The sequence below is a fragment of the Winslowiella iniecta genome (assembly GCF_001267535.1).
Taxonomy (GTDB): domain Bacteria; phylum Pseudomonadota; class Gammaproteobacteria; order Enterobacterales; family Enterobacteriaceae; genus Erwinia; species Erwinia iniecta.
In genome coordinates, this window is the sequence record NZ_JRXE01000013.1 from 73,284 (window position 1) to 92,320 (window position 19,037).

Here is a 19,037-nt window from a genome sequence, read left to right on the forward strand (position 1 = left end):
GGCTCCTGTTTAAGACTTCGTTGGTTCAGACTGCTGCTGAGAATCTTGTTTCTTCGCGTCGTCTGCACTCACTTCCTGCGGAGTCACCTGAGCGCCAGGTTTAGCACGCTGAATACCGGTAACAATCACGCGATCGCCATCTTTCAGACCCGCTGAAACCAACCACTTATCACCAATCGCCTGGTCAGCGGTCAGCTTGCGCACTTCCACTTTATTGTCCTGACCGACAACCATTGCGGTGGCATCACCGGTTGGCGTGCGCGTCACACCTTGCTGTGGAACCAGCAGGGCGTTCGGGTTGGTGCCTTCATCCAGACGAGCACGGACAAACATACCTGGCAGCAGCTTTTGATCAGGGTTAGGGAACACGGCACGCAGGGTAATTGAACCGGTGGTCTCATCTACCGTCACATCAGAGAATTCTAATGTTCCCGCCTGAGCGTAAGTATTACCATCTTGCGTTAACAGCTTGACGCTGGCTTTGCCGTCATTCTGTTTCAGTTTGCCGGATTCCAGCTCCTGACGCAGGCGCAAGAAATCTTCGCTGGATTGCGTCACATCGACATAGATCGGGTCAAGTTGCTGCACGGTTGCCAGCGCGGTGGTTTGACCGCTCTGCACCAGCGCACCTTCGGTGACGGAAGATTTGCCAATTCGTCCGCTAATCGGTGAGGTCACTTTGGTATAAGCGAGGTTAATACGCGCGCTTTCAACATTGGCTTTAGCTGCCTGAACGGCCGCAGCAGTCTGGCTCTGGGTTGCAATCGCCTGGTCGTAATCTTGCTGACTGATATATTGGGTGCCCAGCAGAGGCTTATAGCGTTTCACCGTGACAGCGGCGATTTGCGCGTTCGCCTGTGCCTGCGCGAGATCGCCTTTGGCGCTGTCATACGCCGCCTGATAGGTCGCCGGATCGATCTGATACAGGGATTCCCCTGCTTTAATATCACTTCCCTCAACGAAATTTCGTTTCAAAATAATGCCCGAAACCTGTGGGCGCACTTCCGCAACGCGGTAAGAAGAGGTTCTTCCCGGCAGGTCGGTGGTCATTTTCAACGGCGCACTTTTCAGGGTGATAATGCCGACTTCTGGTGCTTGTTGCTGGCCGGCTCCCTGGGATTTATTTTCATCACATCCTGTTAGCACTAAGCTGCCTGAGAGCATCAGGACGGCCGCCAGAGGCGTTAACCCTCTGTATTTGTTCATAAATAAACCTCGAGTGTCCGATATCGATTGTTCAATGGATCACAAACCGTTAAACCCATTGCTGCGTTTAAATTATGGTCGTGCTATGTTACATACATTCGCAAATGTATGTAAATCTAACCTTTTGTAAATACCCCACTTATGGCACGAAAAACCAAAGAACAAGCCCTTGAAACGCGGGGCCAAATCATTGATGCGGCAATTGCCCGGTTCTCTGAACATGGTGTCTCTGCAACGTCACTGGCGCATATCGCTCAGGCTGCCGGGGTGACGCGTGGTGCAATTTACTGGCATTTCAAAAACAAAGCCGACTTGTTGAATGAGATTTGGGCGCAGTCTGAGTCCGGAATGGAGGACTTAGAACATGAGTATCAAATAAAATACCCAGGCGATCCACTCTCCGTTATGCGCGCAATGCTTAACTATGTGTTTGAAGCCACAGCACGTGACCAGCGCAGAAGGTCACTTATGGAAATCATTTTCCACAAATGTGAGTTTGTCGGTGAAATGACAACTCTGCAAATGGTGCAGCAAAATTTATATCTGGAATGCTACGAAAAAATTGAAGAAGCGCTGCAAGATTGCATTGAACATCAACAGCTGCCGGCGGAACTGGATACCCGACGTGCGGCGGTGATTATTCGCGGTTACGTCAGCGGAATTATGGAAAACTGGCTGTTTATGCCGGAAAGCTTCGATCTGGCGGCGGACGCCCCATTGTTAGTGGAAACCCTGATCGAAATGCTGACCAGCAGCCCTTCGCTTCGCCAGTCTGTCAGCCGCGAATAATTTATGCCTGCGTCAGCTTATTTTCGAAATCGCGTCTGATAATTTCCAGCGCGGCCAGCACCGTCTGTGGAGCCACCTGATTCTCTTCCAGTAGCATAATCAGATCGACCGCCAGTTTGACTTCATCGGGGGCGTTTTCTAAAGACATCTTTGGCTCCGTTATAGACGTAACTTTTTGACCACCAGTAACATCAGCAGCGAACCGAGCAGCGCGAATAACAGCGCCCGCGGATGCAGCAGCGTCAGCGAACCCCAGTTGAAGTAGCTGCTGATATAGCCGCCAATTAACCCACCAATCATCGCCAGCACCAGCGTTGGAATTAAACCTCCTGGTCGGCCCGGAAAAAATTTACGTGCCACAAAACCGACCAGCAGGCCGATAATAATCCAGCTGACAATGCCCATTTCGATCCCCCCGATGTCACCAGGCTGTGATTATAGTTAAAAACCCTGTTCGCGTTGAGCAACCTCGCGCTCAATCTCTTTCAGCGCCGCGCGACAGCGTTGTAAACGCGCTTCCAGCGCCACCATTTCTTGCTGCATTTTCTGCTGTTGCAGCAGCGTTTCCTGCTGTCCCAGCTGGCGCTCGCGCTCCATCAGCATTGCCAGCAGACGCCGCTCAAACTCATGATGATCGGCGAGTTTCTGCTGCAATTTTTCCGCCGGGCTTTGCTTCATGCCCTCCTGACGGCGCAGCGTCTGGGTGGCAACTTCACGCTGTAGTGCGCCAATTTGCAGCACCACCCGTTCCGCCAGCCAGCTGAGGCGCTCAGGATTGGCTCCGGCCACGCACTGTTTTAATTGTGCCAGAGTCTCCCGCACCTCCTGCAAATAGTCGCCCAGTCGGGTGCTCTGACAATGAAACAGCTGATTGTCAAAGCGCGCCCGGCGAGTGCGGCGTTCCGCCAGCGGCGAGACGCTGCTGGCCAGCTGATCGACGCGCGCATCCAGCTGTTGCAGTAAAAGGGTGCTTTTCATTATAGATTCCGGTCACTGTGGTAAAGTAGTCGCAGTTCGACGTATTCAGGTCACACTATGCAGCGCATCTTACTCCTGGTTATTGGCTGGCTGGCAATTGTGCTCGGCACGCTTGGCATTATTTTACCATTGTTACCGACCACGCCGTTTATTTTACTGGCGGCCTGGTGCTTTGCGCGCTCTTCACCGCGCTTTCACCACTGGTTATTGTATCGTTCATGGTTTGGCGGCTATATTCGTCACTGGCAGCAGCATCGCGCCTTGCCACCGAAGGCGAAAGTCCGGGCGATACTGTTTATTGTCATCACCTTTGCTGTTTCATTGTGGCTGGTAAAAGTGTGGTGGCTACGCATTCTGCTGGCAACGATGCTCTGCGTACTGATCATCTTCATGCTGCGCCTGCCAGTTGTTGCCTCAGAGCAAGAAAATCGCTGATTCAGCGGTTGATGGTTGCAATTATCCGGCACTTTGCTTAGATTTGAACGTTTTCGTGCGCGGCTCCCCTGTTTGACCACATCTCTCTCTGCGGCATAAGACTGCCAGAGAGGTTCGGAGCTGCGCGAGTCAGATTCGTTTTTACCAGGCATAACATTATGACCGCGACTGCGCAGCAGCTTGAATTCCTTAAAGACAGTATCAAAAGCATCCCGGATTATCCAAAGCCGGGCATCCTCTTTCGTGACGTAACCAGCCTGCTGGAAGATCCGAAAGCGTATGCCACCTGCATTGAACTGTTAGTTGATCGCTATCGCAATACCGGCATCACCAAAGTGGTTGGCACCGAAGCGCGTGGTTTCCTGTTCGGTGCGCCTGTCGCGCTGGGGCTGGGCGTTGGTTTCGTACCGGTGCGTAAACCGGGCAAACTGCCACGCAAAACCTTCAGCGAAACCTATGAGCTGGAATACGGCACCGACTGCCTCGAATTGCATTGCGACGCGATTGGCGAAGGTGATGTGGTATTGGTGGTGGATGACCTGTTGGCCACCGGCGGTACCCTGGAAGCGACGGTGAAACTGATCCGCCGTGCCGGTGGTGAAGTGAAAAACGCCGCCTTTGTAATCAATCTGTTTGACCTGAGCGGTGAAGCACGCCTGAAAGCGATGGGCGTTGATTGCTATAGTCTGGTCAACTTCCCCGGTCATTAATACTCTTCATACTTCAAGCGGCAGATGCGTTGGCTGCCGCTCGAATTATTTTGGCTATTCGCTACCCACTATCTTCAGCCTCGCTGTAAAAGTGCGGCTGTGTTAGCATTAACCCCTGTTTCACTGACAAATTCTGCGAATTAATGAGCTATCAGGTACTTGCCCGCAAGTGGCGTCCACAAGCGTTTACTGATGTTGTCGGTCAGGAGCATGTCCTGACAGCGCTGGCAAATGGCCTGTCGCTTGGCCGCATTCATCACGCTTACCTTTTTTCCGGCACCCGCGGTGTGGGAAAGACCACCATTGCGCGCCTGCTGGCGAAAGGACTGAACTGCGAAACCGGCATTACTGCCACCCCCTGCGGCCAGTGCGATAACTGCCGTGAAATTGAGCAGGGGCGCTTTGTCGATCTGATCGAGATCGATGCGGCTTCACGTACCAAAGTCGAAGACACCCGCGACCTGCTGGATAACGTCCAGTACGCGCCGGCGCGCGGTCGTTTTAAAGTTTACCTGATTGACGAAGTACATATGCTGTCGCGCCACAGCTTCAACGCCTTGCTGAAAACGCTGGAAGAGCCGCCATCACACGTCAAATTCCTGCTTGCCACCACCGATCCGCAGAAGCTGCCGGTCACCATCCTGTCACGCTGCTTGCAGTTCCATCTGAAAGCGTTAGATGTTGAGCAAATTCGGGGCCAGCTGGAGCATGTGCTGAAACAGGAAGCGATTCCGTCGGAAAACCGTGCCTTGCAGCTGCTGGCGCGTGCCGCCGATGGTAGTATGCGAGATGCGCTCAGCCTCGCTGACCAGGCCATCGCCATGGGGCAAGGGCAGGTGATTACCGACACAGTTAACACGATGCTCGGCACGCTGGATGATGAACAGCCGCTGGCGCTGATTGAAGCGCTGGTGGATGCCGATGGTCAGCAAGTGATGGCGCTGCTGAACCAGGCGGCATCACGCGGCGTGGAGTGGGAGGCGCTGCTGGTAGAAATACTGCGCCTGCTGCATCGCATTGCGATGGTGCAGCTGTTACCGTCGGCTATCGGCGACGATCAGGCGGCAATTGAACAGCGGTTGCGCGAGCTGGCGCGTGTGCTGCCGCCTGCTGACGTGCAGCTTTACTATCAGACTTTGCTGATGGGGCGTAAAGAGCTGGCGCTGGCACCGGATCGCCGGATGGGCGTCGAAATGACGCTACTGCGCGCCCTGGCGTTTCACCCACGCCAGGTGATTGCCGAACCGGCATCCCGCCCGGTGATGACGCCGCAGGCTCAGCCACAGCCAACTGTACCGGCCAGCGCACCGTCACAACCGGCAGCCCCGCATACCGTGCCGGACAGCGCGCCGCCGGGCAATTTACCCGATGCCACCAGTCAGCTATTGCAGGCGCGCACCCAACTGATGCGTCAGCAGGGAGCGACCAAAGTAAAAAAGAGTGAGCCGGCGGCGCCTGGAGCGCGGCCGGCGAGTTCGGCACTGGAGCGGCTGGCTTCAGTTACCGAGCGAGGTCAGAAGCGCCAGCAAGCTGCTGCCGCTGAGGCTGGCGCAACGGTAAAAAAAGAGGCGTACCGCTGGAAAGCACTGAATCCGGTTGAAGCGAAGCCGGAGCCGGTTGCGACACCAAAAGCGTTGCGCTCGGCGTTAGAGCACGAGAAAACGCCGGAGCTGGCAAACCGGCTGATGGAAGAGTCGCAGCAGCGTGATGCCTGGGCGGCAGAAATCGCGGCGATGGCGATACCTAAATTAGTGCAGCAGCTGGCATTAAACGCATGGAAAGAACAGACTGAGCAGGGGATCTGTTTACACTTACGTGCCGGACAGCGTCATCTGAATTCGCCATCGGCACAAAAAGTGCTGGCGGAAGCATTAAGCCTGGCGGCAGGCCAGACGGTTGAACTGACGATTGTCGAAGATGATAATCCGTCGGTGTTAACGCCGCTGGAGTGGCGACAGGCGATTTATGAAGAAAAGCTGGCGCAGGCGCGCCAGTCGATAATCGCGGATACTCATATTCAGACCCTGCGTCGGTTCTTTGATGCCGATCTGGATGAAGAGAGTATTCGCCCCGTTTGAACCGCCGCCTAAGCGTATCCGACGATTACGCGGCCTGAGCTGAGAGAGAAGACTATGTTTGGTAAAGCCGGTTTGGGCAACCTGATGAAGCAGGCCCAGCAAATGCAGGACAAAATGGCCCAGGTGCAGGAAGAGATTGCTGCAATGGAAGTGACCGGTGAATCCGGTGCGGGTCTGGTCAAAGTGACCATTAACGGTGCGCACAACTGCCGTCGTGTTGAAATCGATCCAAGCTTGCTGGAAGATGACAAAGACATGCTGGAAGATCTGGTGGCTGCGGCATTCAACGACGCGGCGCGCCGTATTGGTGAAACGCAGAAAGAGAAAATGGCAGCAGTTTCCAGCGGAATGCAGTTGCCGCCGGGCTTTAAGATGCCATTCTGATGCAAACCAGCCCGCTCCTCGAATCACTGATGGAGTCGCTGCGCTGTTTACCCGGTGTCGGGCCTAAATCAGCGCAGCGCATGGCATTCCAGCTGTTGCAGCGCGATCGCAGCGGCGGAATGCGGCTGGCGCAGGCGCTGACCCGTGCCATGTCTGAAATCGGTCACTGTAAGGATTGCCATACATTTACCGAGCAGGACATTTGCACCATTTGCGCCAATCCGCGACGTCAGCAGAACGGCCAGATCTGCGTGGTGGAAAGCCCGGCCGATATTCACGCCATTGAGCAAACCGGCCAGTTTGGCGGTCGCTACTTTGTGCTGATGGGCCATCTTTCGCCGCTGGACGGTATCGGCCCCAATGATATCGGGCTGGATCGCCTTGAACATCGTCTGGAACGTGAAACCATCCAGGAAGTGATTCTCGCCACCAACCCGACGGTGGAAGGTGAGGCGACCGCCAACTATATTGCTGAGCTTTGCGGGCAGTATGGTGTGGATGCCAGCCGTATCGCACACGGTGTACCGATGGGCGGCGAACTGGAAATGGTCGATGGTACTACCCTGTCGCACTCGCTGGCAGGACGTCAAAAGATTAAATTCTGAATATTTGCAGGTACGGCGCGTTCGTACCTGCTTGAAAAGTTTTATTTCATCCCCATCTCCTCTTCAACATTCAATAAACCTGATTTGTTGAGGTATCAATGACCATGAAAGGACAAGAGACACGTGGCTTCCAGTCAGAGGTAAAACAGCTTCTGCACCTGATGATCCACTCCCTCTATTCAAACAAAGAAATCTTCCTGCGCGAGCTGATCTCCAACGCCTCAGATGCGGCGGATAAGCTGCGTTTCCGCGCGCTCTCTGCTTCTGAGCTGTATGAAGGTGATGGCGATCTGCGGGTCCGGGTTTCGGTTGACAAGGAACAACGCACTCTTACGCTGCGCGATAACGGCATCGGGATGCGTCGTGATGAAGTCATTGAAAACCTGGGAACGATTGCCAAGTCTGGCACCAAATCCTTCCTTGAATCGCTCGGTTCCGACCAGGCGAAAGACAGCCAGCTGATTGGTCAGTTCGGTGTCGGTTTCTACTCGGCGTTTATCGTGGCGGATAAAGTGTCGGTGCGCACCCGCGCGGCCGGTGCTGCTGCCGATGAAGGCGTCTTCTGGGAGTCAGAAGGTGAAGGCGATTACACCATCGCCGATATCGAAAAAGCCGATCGCGGCACCGAAATCACCCTGCATCTGCGCGAAGGCGAAGATGAGTTCCTCGATGCGTGGCGCGTGCGCGGCATTATCAGCAAATACTCTGACCACATTGCTCTGCCGGTCGAGATTGAGTCGCATAACGAAGAAGACGACACCACCCACTGGGAAAAAATCAACAAAGCGCAGGCGTTATGGACGCGCAACAAGTCCGACGTCAGCGACGACGAATACAAAGAGTTCTACAAACATATTGCCCATGACTTTACCGATCCGGCGGCCTGGAGCCACAACCGCGTCGAGGGCAAGCAGGAGTACACCAGCCTGCTGTATATCCCGGCGCAGGCGCCATGGGATATGTGGAACCGCGATCATAAACACGGCCTGAAACTGTATGTGCAGCGCGTGTTTATCATGGATGACGCCGAGCAGTTTATGCCGAACTACCTGCGCTTTGTTCGCGGGCTGATCGACTCCAATGATCTGCCGCTGAACGTATCCCGTGAAATCCTGCAGGACAGCCGTATCACCCAGAGTCTGCGCAGTGCACTGAGTAAGCGTGCATTGCAGATGCTGGAGAAAATGGCGAAAGACGATGCGGAAAAATATCAGCAGTTCTGGCAGCAGTTCGGTCTGGTACTGAAAGAAGGCCCGGCAGAAGATACCAGTAACGGCGAAACTATCGCCAAACTGCTGCGCTTTGCGTCTACCAGTAGTGAAGGTTCTGCGCAGACCGTGGCGCTGGAAGATTACGTCAGCCGCATGGTTGAAGGACAGGACAAAATTTACTATATCACTGCCGACAGCTATGCGGCGGCGAAGAGCAGCCCGCACCTTGAGCTGTTCCGTAAGAAAGGTATTGAGGTCCTGCTGCTTTCAGACCGCATTGACGAATGGATGATGAGCTACCTGACTGAATTTGATGGTAAATCCTTCCAGTCGGTCAGCAAGGCGGACGATTCATTAAGCAAGCTGGCTGATGAAGAGAGCGACGAGCAGAAAGAAGCGGAAAAAGCGCTGGAACCGTTTATCGAGCGCGTGAAAACCCTGCTGGGCGAGCGCGTGAAAGAAGTGCGCTTAACTCATCGCTTAACCGATACCCCGGCTATCGTCACCACCGAAGCCAACGACATGAGTACCCAGATGGCGAAACTGTTTGCCGCGGCGGGTCAGGCGGTACCGGAAGTGAAGTATCTGTTTGAGATCAACCCGGATCACGCGCTGGTAAAACGTGCTGCCGATACGCAGGACGAGACACATTTTGCCGAGTGGATCGAGCTGCTGTTGGATCAGGCGTTGTTCGCTGAACGCGGTACGCTGGACGATCCTAACCAGTTTATCCGCCGCATGAATCAGCTGCTGATTGCCTGATACGGGTGTCACAGGGGCGGCGAGGTTAGCTCCCCTGTACTATTTCTGGCATCCGTTTGTTGTAGGGGCGGCTAAGGCCGCCTTTTTTACTCCCCGCCAGCCGCTTCAGCCAGTAACCAGCGGCGAAAAATAGCAATTTCCTGTTCATCTTTCCGACTCTGCTTCACCATCATCCAGGTGGCGCGCGCCATTGCCGTAAATCCTACTGGCGCAATCAGTGTGCCATCTTCCAGCTCTTTTTTTACCAGAATCCGCGGCGTGATCATCAGGCCTAAACCATTGCGCGCCGCCTGAATGCCGAGTGTCAGATTGTCGAAATACCTGCCCGCCCAGAAATCACCGCGTGCGCCGCTTTTTTCCGCCCACTCAGCCCAGGCATGCCGTTTCGTTTCGGCATGCAGCAGCGGCAGGGTGGTGAAATCGGTATCGTGACTCACCTGCCGGTCAAAATCGGCTGAGCATACCGGGCCAATATAATCGACGGTAATCAGCGTGGCGGCGATATCATGGTGCGAGGTCTGCTCGTGGCTGAGGATCAGCACATCAGTCTGATCGCTACGCACTTTATCGATATCCATATGCGTCTGAAAGTTCAGAGAGATATCGGGATGCTGCTGACTGAAATGACTGATGCGCGGGATCAGCCACTGCGAAAGAAAACTGGGGGCGCTGGAGACCGTCAGACTGCTGCTGGTGCGCTGGGATATTTTCTCACAGGTGGTTTCAATTTCACTAAAAGCGCGCGTGCAGGTAACTTTCAGGCGTTCACCGTCAGCCGTCAGATAAACCCGGCCATTAGCCCGAACAAACAATGGTTTACCCAGCCACTCCTCCAGCTGTTTGATCTGATGGCTGATCGCGCTGTGAGTCACATTCAGTGACTGAGCCGCCAGGCTAAAGCTGTTATGCAGTGCTGCCTGCTGGAAATAACGCAGCGCACGTAATGAGGGGAGGTCCGCCATAAATCACTACCTGTGAGAAAAACTAACAGGAAGTGTCTGTTTAAATCATTTCAAAGTCCAGCCGCATTTTCATACTCTTGGCAACGGAAGTTAACGAGAAACCGCGCTAATAAGCCGTGGCGGTTAATTTGTCCGCCAGCACCAGGGAATCTGTAGCCTGCTCTCAGGCACGGCTTACAGCAAAAAAATAACAACCAGACACTCTCTCCGCGACTGCACACAGCAATCAGTCGCGAAGCAGCTTTTTACCGGCAAGAGTTAATCAATAATGGATACATCCTCGCTCTCTCCATTGCGGCAAAAAATTGCAGACCAACCGGCTGAGCAGCGTGCTGACACGCTGCACAATCAGCTGCGCCAGAGCCTTTCGCGGCTGTATAAGCTGGAAAATCACGATATCTTTTTTGTGAAATCGGTCGCTGTCGGGCTGGTGATTTTATCTCATCTGTTTCACAAGCAGGAAGTGGCGCGCTGTGTGGCCCGACAAGCCAGCCAGCTGCCAGCCAGTGAACTGCTGGACCGCCATGCTGCCCGCCTTGGCGATCCGGGAACGGTACCGGTTATCAGGCATGTAAATCCCCGTACCGGCCAGGTCAACAGCCTGCGTGACTGTGAAGGGAAGGGGGTAGTTGATGCTTCCGACAGTTTTGCCACCACCCTGCACGATGAGCTGGTGCGCGACAGCGCGATTTTTATCACCCCGTTGCATCTGCACGCCTCGTTGTCGACAGGGTTGGCAATGATTGCGCTGCGCACGTCTGAATTCAGCACCCTGATGCGCAGCGAATTGCGGTTGTTCGAAGCCTCAACGGTTCCCGCTAAGCCGCTGGCCGATGCATTGGGAAAAATCCACAGTAGCCACTGGCAACCCTATAATCTGGCTTAGCTGAATGCGCCGGTTAATAAAACGGACAAAAGCAGTGGCGGTAAACGTGATAAAGCGTCAAGATGTTACCGAGAACAATTTGCCTAACTTTCTGTAATTAAACTTAAATTATTATACATTTTACATATTAAGATCATTATTGTTACTGCCGTTTAACCGCCCGTTTTCTTGTGGATACCGGGGCTTAGTGGTATGTTCTTGGCCTTATTAGTTAGATCAATGCGATTCGCAAGGGGATTTACGCAATGCGTATTATTCTGCTCGGCGCTCCGGGCGCAGGAAAAGGTACTCAGGCTCAGTTCATTATGGAGAAATACGGTATTCCGCAAATCTCCACCGGTGATATGTTACGTGCAGCTGTAAAAGCTGAAAGTGAGCTGGGTAAACAAGCCAAAGAGATTATGGATGCTGGCAAGCTGGTGACCGATGAGCTGGTAATTGCGCTGGTTAAAGAGCGAATTGCGCAGGAAGATTGCCGTAACGGTTTTCTGCTCGATGGCTTCCCACGTACCATTCCACAAGCGGATGCCATGAAAGACGCCGGTATCAAAGTGGATAACGTGCTGGAATTCGCCGTACCTGACGAACTGATCGTTGAGCGTATTGTTGGCCGCCGTGTGCACGCGCCATCAGGCCGCGTTTACCACGTTACTTTCAATCCACCGAAAGAAGAAGGTAAAGACGACGTAACCGGCGAAGAGCTGACCACGCGTAAAGATGACCAGGAAGAGACCGTGCGTAAACGCCTGGTGGAATACCATCAGATGACTGCTCCGCTGATTGCTTATTACAGCAAAGAAGCGGCAGCCGGTAACACCGCTTACCACAAAATTGACGGCACGCGTAAAGTGTCTGAAGTCAGCGCCGAGCTGGCAAAAATCCTCGGTTAATCGTTCTGGGGCCGGGTTTCACCTGGCCCTTTTGCAGCAATCGGTTTATCCCCCGCAATTTTTAGCTACAATCATTCTCGTTTTCATTTATACCCACCTTTATGCCAATAAAAGGAATAAAAATGAGGCACGATAAACCCGGCGTATTGCTGGTTAATCTCGGCACGCCTGATGCGCCAACCCCTGCTGCGGTAAAGCGCTATCTGAAACAGTTTCTCAGCGATCCGCGTGTTGTCGACACCCCGCGCTGGTTGTGGTGGCCGATCCTCAATGGCGCGATCCTGCCGATCCGCTCACCGCGTGTGGCAAAACTGTATGCATCAGTATGGATGGATGACGGCTCTCCGCTGCTGGTGTACAGCAAGCGTCAGCGTGAAGCGCTGGCTGCCCGGCTGGATATGCCGGTGGCACTGGGCATGAGTTACGGCAATCCCAGCCTGAAAAGCGCCGTGGACAGTCTGATGGCGCAGGGCGTGACGCGCCTGATCGTCCTGCCGCTCTATCCACAGTTCTCCTGCTCGACCGTGGCTGCGGTATGGGATGGCTTAACCAAAGTGTTCGCCAGTTACCGTTCGCTGCCGGACGTGCAGTTTATCCGTGATTACGCCACGCATCCCGGCTACATTGACGCACTGAAGGCATCGGTGGAGCGCTCTTTTGCCGCCCACGGTAAACCCGATCTGCTGGTCATGTCTTTCCACGGCATTCCACAGCGTTTTGCCGACGAAGGCGATGATTACCCGCAGCGTTGCCGCGATACTGCGGATGCGCTGGCAGAGGCACTGGGGCTGGGGCCGACCGAAGTGATGATGACTTTCCAGTCGCGCTTTGGTCGCGAGCCGTGGTTAACACCGTATACCGACGAAACACTGAAAGGCTTGCCGGCAAAAGGCGTGAAGCATATTCAGATTATGAGTCCGGGTTTCTCCGCTGACTGCCTGGAAACGCTGGAAGAGATTAGCGAACAGAACCGCGAATTCTTTATGCACGCCGGTGGTACGCAGTTTGAATATATTCCGGCACTGAATGATGACGCTGAACATATCGATATGATGGTGGATTTAGTTACCCGTCAACGCTGATGAGTTTGGCTAAAGCCAGGCCGTGAATATGTTATCATTCACGGCCTGAATTCTTCCGAAGCTATTAATCATGAAATTTCCCGGCAAACGTAAATCCAAACACTACTTCCCCGTCAGTGCCCGCGATCCATTACTGCAACCTCAACTCCAGCCAGAAAGTGAAAACGGCAGCAGCTGGGTGGTGGGTATCGATCAGACACTGGTGGATATTGAAGCCAAAGTGGATGATGCCTTTGTCGCGCGTTATGGCCTGAGTGCCGGTCACTCGCTGGTTATTGAGGATGACGTCGCCGAAGCGCTGTACAACGAACTGATGCGCGAACAGTTAATCAGTCATCAGTTCGCCGGTGGCACCATTGGTAACACCCTGCATAATTACTCGGTACTGGCCGATGACCGTTCGGTATTGCTCGGCGTGATGTGCAGCAATGTACAGATTGGCGGTTACGCCTATCGCTATTTGTGTAATACCTCCAGCCGTACCGATCTTAACTACTTACAGGGCGTAGATGGCGCAATTGGCCGCTGCTTCACCCTGATTGGTGAGCATGGCGAGCGTACCTTTGCCATCAGCCCGGGCATGATGAATCAGCTGCACGAAGAGAATATTCCGGAGCAGGTGATTGCCGGTGCTTCGGCGCTGGTGCTGACTTCTTATCTGGTGCGCTGTAAGCCGGGCGAGCCGATGCCTGCCGCCACCATGAAAGCCATCGGGTATGCGAAAAAGCATAATGTGCCGGTGGTGCTGACGCTCGGTACTAAGTATGTGATTGCCGATAATCCGCAGTTCTGGCGCGACTTCCTGCGCGACCACGTGTCTATTGTCGCGATGAATGAAGATGAAGCGCAGGAACTGACTGGCCTCAGCGATCCATTGCTGGCTTCCGATAAAGCACTGGACTGGGTTGACCTGGTGCTGTGTACTGCCGGGCCAAACGGGCTGTATATGGCCGGTTATACCGAAGATGAAGGCAAGCGTAAGACCAACCATCCGCTGCTGCCAGGAGCGATTGCCGAATTTAACCAGTATGAGTTCAGCCGCGCGATGCGTCATCAGGATTGTCAGCAGCCGCTGCGTATTTTCTCGCATATTGCCCCTTATATGGGCGGCCCAGAGAAGATTATGAATACCAATGGGGCAGGGGACGGGGCGCTGGCGGCGGTGCTGCATGATATTACCGCCAACAACTATCACCGCGCCAATGTGCCAAACTCCAGCAAGCATGTGCGCAGTTATCTGACCTACTCCTCGCTGGCACAGGTATGTAAGTACGCGAATCGCGTCAGCTATCAGGTGCTAAATCAGCACTCGCCACGTCTGACGCGGGGATTGCCGGAGCGTGAGGACAGTCTGGAAGAGTCTTACTGGGAAAGGTAACGGCGGTTTGGGGGGAGTCGAAAACGACTCCCCTGGGATTTCATATCGGTTAAATCGGGCACTGCTCGGGCTGTGGCTCGGTTTCCAGCTCCAGCTTAAGCATATTCAGCATACTGTTAGCGATTTCGCGCTCCCCCATCACCACGCGGTCAGCTCCGCGCTCCATAATATATTCCACTTCATCGTCATAATGCGCACGGGCAATAATCTCGATATTCGGACGTTTTTCGCGGGCGGCAGTGACAATCTCACCGGCTTCATAACCATTCGGAATCGTCAGTAACAGCCAGCGGGCACAATCCAGCCGCGCCAGTTCCATGGTATCGGCGCGCGCCGCATTGCCCAGCACCGCTTTAATACCCTGCTCGCGTAACGCTTCGACGCGTGGTCGGGAATTCTCCACTACCACAATCGGTACGCCTGCTTCTATCAGGCGTGAGCCAAGCAGGCTGCCAACGCGGCCATAGCCGACCACCAGCGCGTGATTACACAGGTCGACCGGGATCTGCTTCTCTTCTTCGATGGCTTCTTCCATGGTCTGCTCGTCGAGCGTTTCGGTTTTCTCCAGAAAACGCTCCAGCAGGGTAAACAGAATCGGGTTCAGCATAATCGACAGAATCGCTGCCGCCAGCACCAGGTTGCGCCCCTCTGCGGAGAGAAGATTAAGAGAAATACCCAGTCCGGCCAGAATAAAGGCGAACTCGCCGATTTGTGCCAGACTGGCTGAAATGGTCAGCGCGGTTCGGCGTGAATGGCCAAACAGCGTCACCAGGAAATAGGCAGCGATGGATTTGCCCAGCACGATAATGGCCAGCGCTCCGAGAACCGCCAGCGGCTCCTGCACCAGAATCATCGGGTCAAACAGCATGCCCACCGAGACAAAGAACAGCACGGCAAACGCATCGCGTAACGGCAGTGTATCGTGAGCGGCACGATGGCTCAGTTCTGACTCATTCAGCACCATACCGGCGAAGAAGGCACCCAGCGCAAAGGAGACGTCGAAGAACTCAACGGCACCGAAAGCGATGCCCAGCGCTAATGCCAGTACCGCAAGGGTAAACAGTTCACGTGAGCCGGTTGCGGCGCTTTTTGCCAGAATCCACGGCACCACGCGGCGACCGACCACCATCATCAGCACCATAAATGCCACTACTTTACCGATGGTCAGCACCAGATCCCACGCCAGCATTGAGACACTGGCGTTGCCTTGTTCCAGCATACCGGCAATCGCAGGCAGCAGAACCAGGGTTAAGACCATCACCAGGTCTTCAACAATCAGCCAGCCAATGGCGATTTGACCACGCTGGCTGTCAATCAACTGACGTTCCTCCAGCGCGCGCAGTAACACCACGGTACTGGCGGTGGAGAGACAGAGGCCAAACACTAAACCGGTAATCAGCGACCAACCCATACTCCATGACAGCGCCATACCCAACAGGGTAGCAACCGCAATCTGCGCAATGGCACCGGGAATAGCGATGGATTTGACGGACATTAAATCTTTGAGGGAGAAATGCAGACCAACACCAAACATCAACAGAATAACGCCAAGTTCAGCCAGCTCCGGGGCGAGGTCGGTGTCAGCGACGAAGCCTGGCGTAAAAGGGCCAGCCAGTACCCCCGCTAACAAATAGCCGACTAAAGGGGAGATGCGCAGGCGGTTAGCCAGCATGCCCAGGAGGAAGGCAAGAACCAGGCCTCCGACAATTGTCGTGATAAGCGGTGTGGTGTGATGCATGCCTGTCTCCTTGTGTCTCCCGGTTTAGCTGAAGCTGCAAATCCAGTTATTGCGGGTGTATGCAAATGTGTCCGGTTGTAAGTATTGAGTTTATTGCATATTTCTGGCGCGCGCTTGTCAATAATGGTGATAATTGCAAAAAAGATGAAAAATGAGAGAAAAACCGTGAATGAGTGAGATTTCTCACACTCATCATAATTCAGGCTATATATTATCACGTTAAGATGCGGGGCAATTCACAGATATCCATCCTCCGTGCGGGCTATTTTCACCGATTACTCGGCAGGAAAGTCGCCAGAATGCCGATAAGTGGCAGATAAGCACAGATTTGCCACGCCAGCACCACCTTATCCCACGCTGTATTCCGCGGTTAGTCGGCAATGTGCCATCGCTGAAAACGTGATCGCTGACTTATCTATAACAATCCTGACTGGGTACTGTCATAAAACTGCGGGATAATGGGTAAGTAATTATAAAAAATTGAATGCATTGATGTTATTGCGCACGGCGATTTACACTGGCGTGATAATGCGATGGCGTTGCTGACAAGGAGATCGATTTTGCGTTTAACGACAAAAGTTTTACCCGGGGTTTTATTGTTGTCATTAATGGCGACGCCATTGCTGGCGCAGGCGTGGGAAAAAGACCGCAGCTATAAATTCACGGTATTGCATACCAACGATCACCACGGGCGTTTCTGGAATAACGATCATGATGAGTATGGCCTGGCGGCACAGAAAACCCTGGTAGACAGCATTCGTTACGATGTGCAGGCGCATGGCGGTTCGGTACTGCTTCTCTCAGGTGGGGATATTAATACCGGCGTGCCTGAATCCGATTTGCAGGATGCTGAACCTGATTTCCGAGGCATGAACCTGATTGGTTACGATGCGATGGCGATTGGTAATCATGAATTTGACAACCCGTTGTCGGTGTTACGTCAGCAGCAAAAGTGGGCCAAATTCCCGCTGTTGTCGGCCAATATCTATCAGAAAAGCAGCGGTAAGCGTCTGTTTCAGCCTTACGCCCTGTTTAATCGCTCTGGCCTGAAAATTGCGGTTATCGGTTTGACTACCGACGACACCGCCAAAATCGGCAACCCGGAGTACTTTACCGATATGGAGTTCCGTAAACCTGCTGCTGAAGCGAAGGCGGTGGTTGAGGAGCTGCGTGCCAGTGAAAAACCGGATGTGATTATTGCGGCGACCCATATGGGCCATTACGACAATGGTCATCACGGTTCCAACGCGCCGGGCGATGTTGAAATGGCACGCGAGCTGCCAGCGGGTTACCTCAATATGATTGTCGGCGGACATTCGCAGGACCCGGTCTGCATGGCCAAAGATAATGTTAAACAGGCCGACTACGTACCGGGTACACCATGCGTGCCGGACCAACAAAACGGCACCTGGATTGTGCAGGCCCATGAGTGGGGAAAATATGTTGGTCGTGCCGATTTCACCTTCCGTAACGGCAAGCTGACGATGGATCACTACGAGCTGATTCCGGTTAACCTGAAGCATAAAGTTAAAAACAGCGACGGCACTGAAACCTGGGTTAACTACACCCAGCAAATCGAAAAGCATCCGGGCATGATGAAGTTACTGACTCCCTTTCAGAAGAAGGGCGAGGCGCAGCTCGGCGTGAAGATTGGCAGCGTCAACCAGCATCTGGAAGGTGACCGCAGTAAAGTGCGCTTTGTTCAGACCAACCTGTCGCGCGTAATTCTTGCCGGGCAGATCGATCGCACCAAGGCCGATTTTGCCGTGATGAGCGGTGGCGGCGTGCGTGACTCGATTGAAAAGGGCGATATCACTTATAAGGATGTGCTGAAAGTACAGCCGTTTGGCAATACGCTGACTTACGTCGATATGAAAGGTAGCGACGTCGAAAAATATCTGGCGGTAGTGGCCAATATGCAGGTCGACTCTGGTGCTTATGCTCAGTTTGCCAACGTCAGTCTGATTGCCGACGGGAAAGGCGTCAGCGAGGTCAAAATCAAAGGTGAGCCGTTGCAGCGCGATAAAACCTACCGCATGGCGTTACTCAGCTTTAATGCGACCGGTGGTGATGGTTATCCGAAGGTCAGTGACAGGGCAAGTTACGTTAATACCGGTTTTGTTGATGCGGAAGTGCTGAAACAGTATATCGAGCAACATTCTCCACTCGATGCTGCAAAATATGCACCGCATGGCGAGATTATTTATAAAACAGCCAACTGACGCCCCTGCCGAGGGTTAGCACCCTGCATACCATCAGAACGGGAGCCGAAAACGGCTCCCCTGGGAGATTCCAGAAATTCCGGTCGTTTTTCCTTAACGATCAGCGTCAGGCGTTCCGGTTCCCCAATAACCGATCGAAACCGTAGGGGCGGCGTTCTCGCCGCCCGTGCCGAGGGTTAACATCCCTCATGATGTTGTTTCTCAGGCCTGGCACGCGCGCCGCGCCATCAGCTTCTGGCGCAGCGTGTCATACACCCAGTTATAAACCACGGTGTACGGCAGAAAGAACAGGAAAAAGCCTACTTCGACCAGAAACGCCTGCCACAGAGTGGCATTCAGCATCCACGCGGCGATCGGCAAACCAATGGCGATAAACCCGCCTTCAAAGCCCAGCGCATGCATGATACGAACGCCAATGCCGCGTTTTGCCACTCCCGGCGGATACAATCGGTCAAAACCGGCGTTGTAAATCATGTTCCATAGCATGGCAACGGTCGACAGCATGATCGCCAGCGCGCCCATCTGAAACAGCGGTTTATCCATAATCCAGGCGGCCAGTGGCGAGACGATCAAAATGGCCAGCGCCTCAAAGCCTGTAGCATGTAAAAAACGTTCTTTCAGTGTTCTGGTAGGCATATCCACTCCTTTATAAGTTCAGCTAAACATTTTCATCGTTTTTACTGGTAAGATAAAATGAGTATCCATCGATAAAAGCGATAGT

At 53.7% G+C, this 19,037-nt stretch carries 19 protein-coding genes and 1 other annotated feature; of the genes, 12 read left to right on the forward strand and 7 right to left on the reverse strand.

The genetic code is table 11. From position 1 onward, the window contains the following. Positions 1-9: 9 nt before the first annotated feature. On the reverse strand, positions 10-1,206 hold the full coding sequence (locus NG42_RS10745) for an efflux RND transporter periplasmic adaptor subunit (RefSeq protein ID WP_052899305.1): 1,197 nt from the start codon (positions 1,204-1,206) through the stop codon (positions 10-12). A 141-nt stretch (positions 1,207-1,347) separates the two neighbouring features. On the opposite strand from NG42_RS10745, the gene acrR reads away from it, so the two are divergent. Continuing rightward, positions 1,348-1,995: a multidrug efflux transporter transcriptional repressor AcrR gene (gene acrR / locus NG42_RS10750; protein ID WP_052899306.1), complete on the forward strand. Its 648-nt coding sequence runs from the start codon at positions 1,348-1,350 to the stop codon at positions 1,993-1,995. Between the two features lies 1 nt (position 1,996). Here acrR and rsmS read toward each other — a convergent pair whose 3' ends face one another. The 3 genes from rsmS to priC are packed head-to-tail and all read right to left on the reverse strand — an operon-like array spanning position 1,997 to position 2,973. Next, positions 1,997-2,143, reverse strand: a complete 147-nt coding sequence (gene rsmS, locus NG42_RS21985) for a pleiotropic regulatory protein RsmS (RefSeq protein ID WP_072133189.1) — start codon at positions 2,141-2,143, stop codon at positions 1,997-1,999. 11 nt (positions 2,144-2,154) lie between these two features. Further along, complete coding sequence (locus tag NG42_RS10755; protein ID WP_052899308.1) at positions 2,155-2,400, reverse strand: GlsB/YeaQ/YmgE family stress response membrane protein; 246 nt, start codon at positions 2,398-2,400, stop codon at positions 2,155-2,157. Positions 2,401-2,436: 36 nt separating this feature from the next. After that, the gene (gene priC, locus NG42_RS10760; RefSeq protein ID WP_052899310.1) at positions 2,437-2,973 is read right to left on the reverse strand and encodes a primosomal replication protein PriC; all 537 of its coding nucleotides are present in this window, start codon (positions 2,971-2,973) and stop codon (positions 2,437-2,439) included. A 57-nt stretch (positions 2,974-3,030) separates the two neighbouring features. Between priC and NG42_RS10765 the strand changes: the two genes are divergently transcribed. The 6 genes from NG42_RS10765 to htpG all read left to right on the forward strand — a co-directional run bounded on the left by NG42_RS10765 (position 3,031) and on the right by htpG (position 9,158). Beyond that, a complete protein-coding gene (locus NG42_RS10765) occupies positions 3,031-3,408 on the forward strand; it encodes a DUF454 family protein (protein ID WP_052899311.1) in 378 nt (125 codons plus the stop codon). A 158-nt stretch (positions 3,409-3,566) separates the two neighbouring features. After that, entirely contained in the window at positions 3,567-4,118 is a 552-nt protein-coding gene (gene apt / locus NG42_RS10770; RefSeq protein ID WP_052899312.1) for an adenine phosphoribosyltransferase, read from the forward strand. 143 nt (positions 4,119-4,261) lie between these two features. After that, entirely contained in the window at positions 4,262-6,196 is a 1,935-nt protein-coding gene (dnaX, locus tag NG42_RS10775; RefSeq protein WP_052899313.1) for a DNA polymerase III subunit gamma/tau, read from the forward strand. Further along, positions 5,532-5,593 (forward strand) — a sequence feature (DnaX frameshifting element). (Overlaps the previous gene by 62 nt.) A gap of 54 nt (positions 6,197-6,250) precedes the next feature. Next, positions 6,251-6,580, forward strand: a complete 330-nt coding sequence (locus NG42_RS10780; RefSeq protein WP_052899314.1) for a YbaB/EbfC family nucleoid-associated protein — start codon at positions 6,251-6,253, stop codon at positions 6,578-6,580. Then, entirely contained in the window at positions 6,580-7,185 is a 606-nt protein-coding gene (recR, locus tag NG42_RS10785; protein ID WP_052899316.1) for a recombination mediator RecR, read from the forward strand. The genes NG42_RS10780 and recR overlap by 1 nt, the downstream gene beginning before the upstream one ends. Positions 7,186-7,283: 98 nt before the next feature. Continuing rightward, the gene (htpG, locus tag NG42_RS10790; RefSeq protein ID WP_052899317.1) at positions 7,284-9,158 is read left to right on the forward strand and encodes a molecular chaperone HtpG; all 1,875 of its coding nucleotides are present in this window, start codon (positions 7,284-7,286) and stop codon (positions 9,156-9,158) included. 86 nt (positions 9,159-9,244) lie between these two features. Here htpG and NG42_RS10795 read toward each other — a convergent pair whose 3' ends face one another. Continuing rightward, entirely contained in the window at positions 9,245-10,120 is an 876-nt protein-coding gene (locus NG42_RS10795) for a LysR substrate-binding domain-containing protein (protein ID WP_052899318.1), read from the reverse strand. A gap of 268 nt (positions 10,121-10,388) precedes the next feature. Between NG42_RS10795 and NG42_RS10800 the strand changes: the two genes are divergently transcribed. From NG42_RS10800 to NG42_RS10815, 4 genes are all read left to right on the forward strand, one after another. Continuing rightward, the gene (locus NG42_RS10800; protein ID WP_156322033.1) at positions 10,389-11,006 is read left to right on the forward strand and encodes a DUF6024 family protein; all 618 of its coding nucleotides are present in this window, start codon (positions 10,389-10,391) and stop codon (positions 11,004-11,006) included. A gap of 245 nt (positions 11,007-11,251) precedes the next feature. Beyond that, positions 11,252-11,896: an adenylate kinase gene (gene adk / locus NG42_RS10805; RefSeq protein ID WP_052899319.1), complete on the forward strand. Its 645-nt coding sequence runs from the start codon at positions 11,252-11,254 to the stop codon at positions 11,894-11,896. 122 nt (positions 11,897-12,018) lie between these two features. Then, entirely contained in the window at positions 12,019-12,978 is a 960-nt protein-coding gene (gene hemH / locus NG42_RS10810; RefSeq protein ID WP_052899321.1) for a ferrochelatase, read from the forward strand. A 70-nt stretch (positions 12,979-13,048) separates the two neighbouring features. Continuing rightward, on the forward strand, positions 13,049-14,356 hold the full coding sequence (locus NG42_RS10815; protein WP_052899323.1) for an inosine/guanosine kinase: 1,308 nt from the start codon (positions 13,049-13,051) through the stop codon (positions 14,354-14,356). A 49-nt stretch (positions 14,357-14,405) separates the two neighbouring features. Here the strand turns inward: NG42_RS10815 and ybaL are convergent, their stop codons facing one another. After that, complete coding sequence (ybaL, locus tag NG42_RS10820; protein WP_052899324.1) at positions 14,406-16,094, reverse strand: YbaL family putative K(+) efflux transporter; 1,689 nt, start codon at positions 16,092-16,094, stop codon at positions 14,406-14,408. A 608-nt stretch (positions 16,095-16,702) separates the two neighbouring features. Between ybaL and ushA the strand changes: the two genes are divergently transcribed. Then, entirely contained in the window at positions 16,703-18,316 is a 1,614-nt protein-coding gene (gene ushA, locus NG42_RS10825) for a bifunctional UDP-sugar hydrolase/5'-nucleotidase UshA (protein ID WP_053115696.1), read from the forward strand. A 201-nt stretch (positions 18,317-18,517) separates the two neighbouring features. Here ushA and NG42_RS10830 read toward each other — a convergent pair whose 3' ends face one another. Further along, positions 18,518-18,952: a multidrug/biocide efflux PACE transporter gene (locus NG42_RS10830; protein WP_052899328.1), complete on the reverse strand. Its 435-nt coding sequence runs from the start codon at positions 18,950-18,952 to the stop codon at positions 18,518-18,520. Positions 18,953-19,037 lie beyond the last annotated feature (85 nt).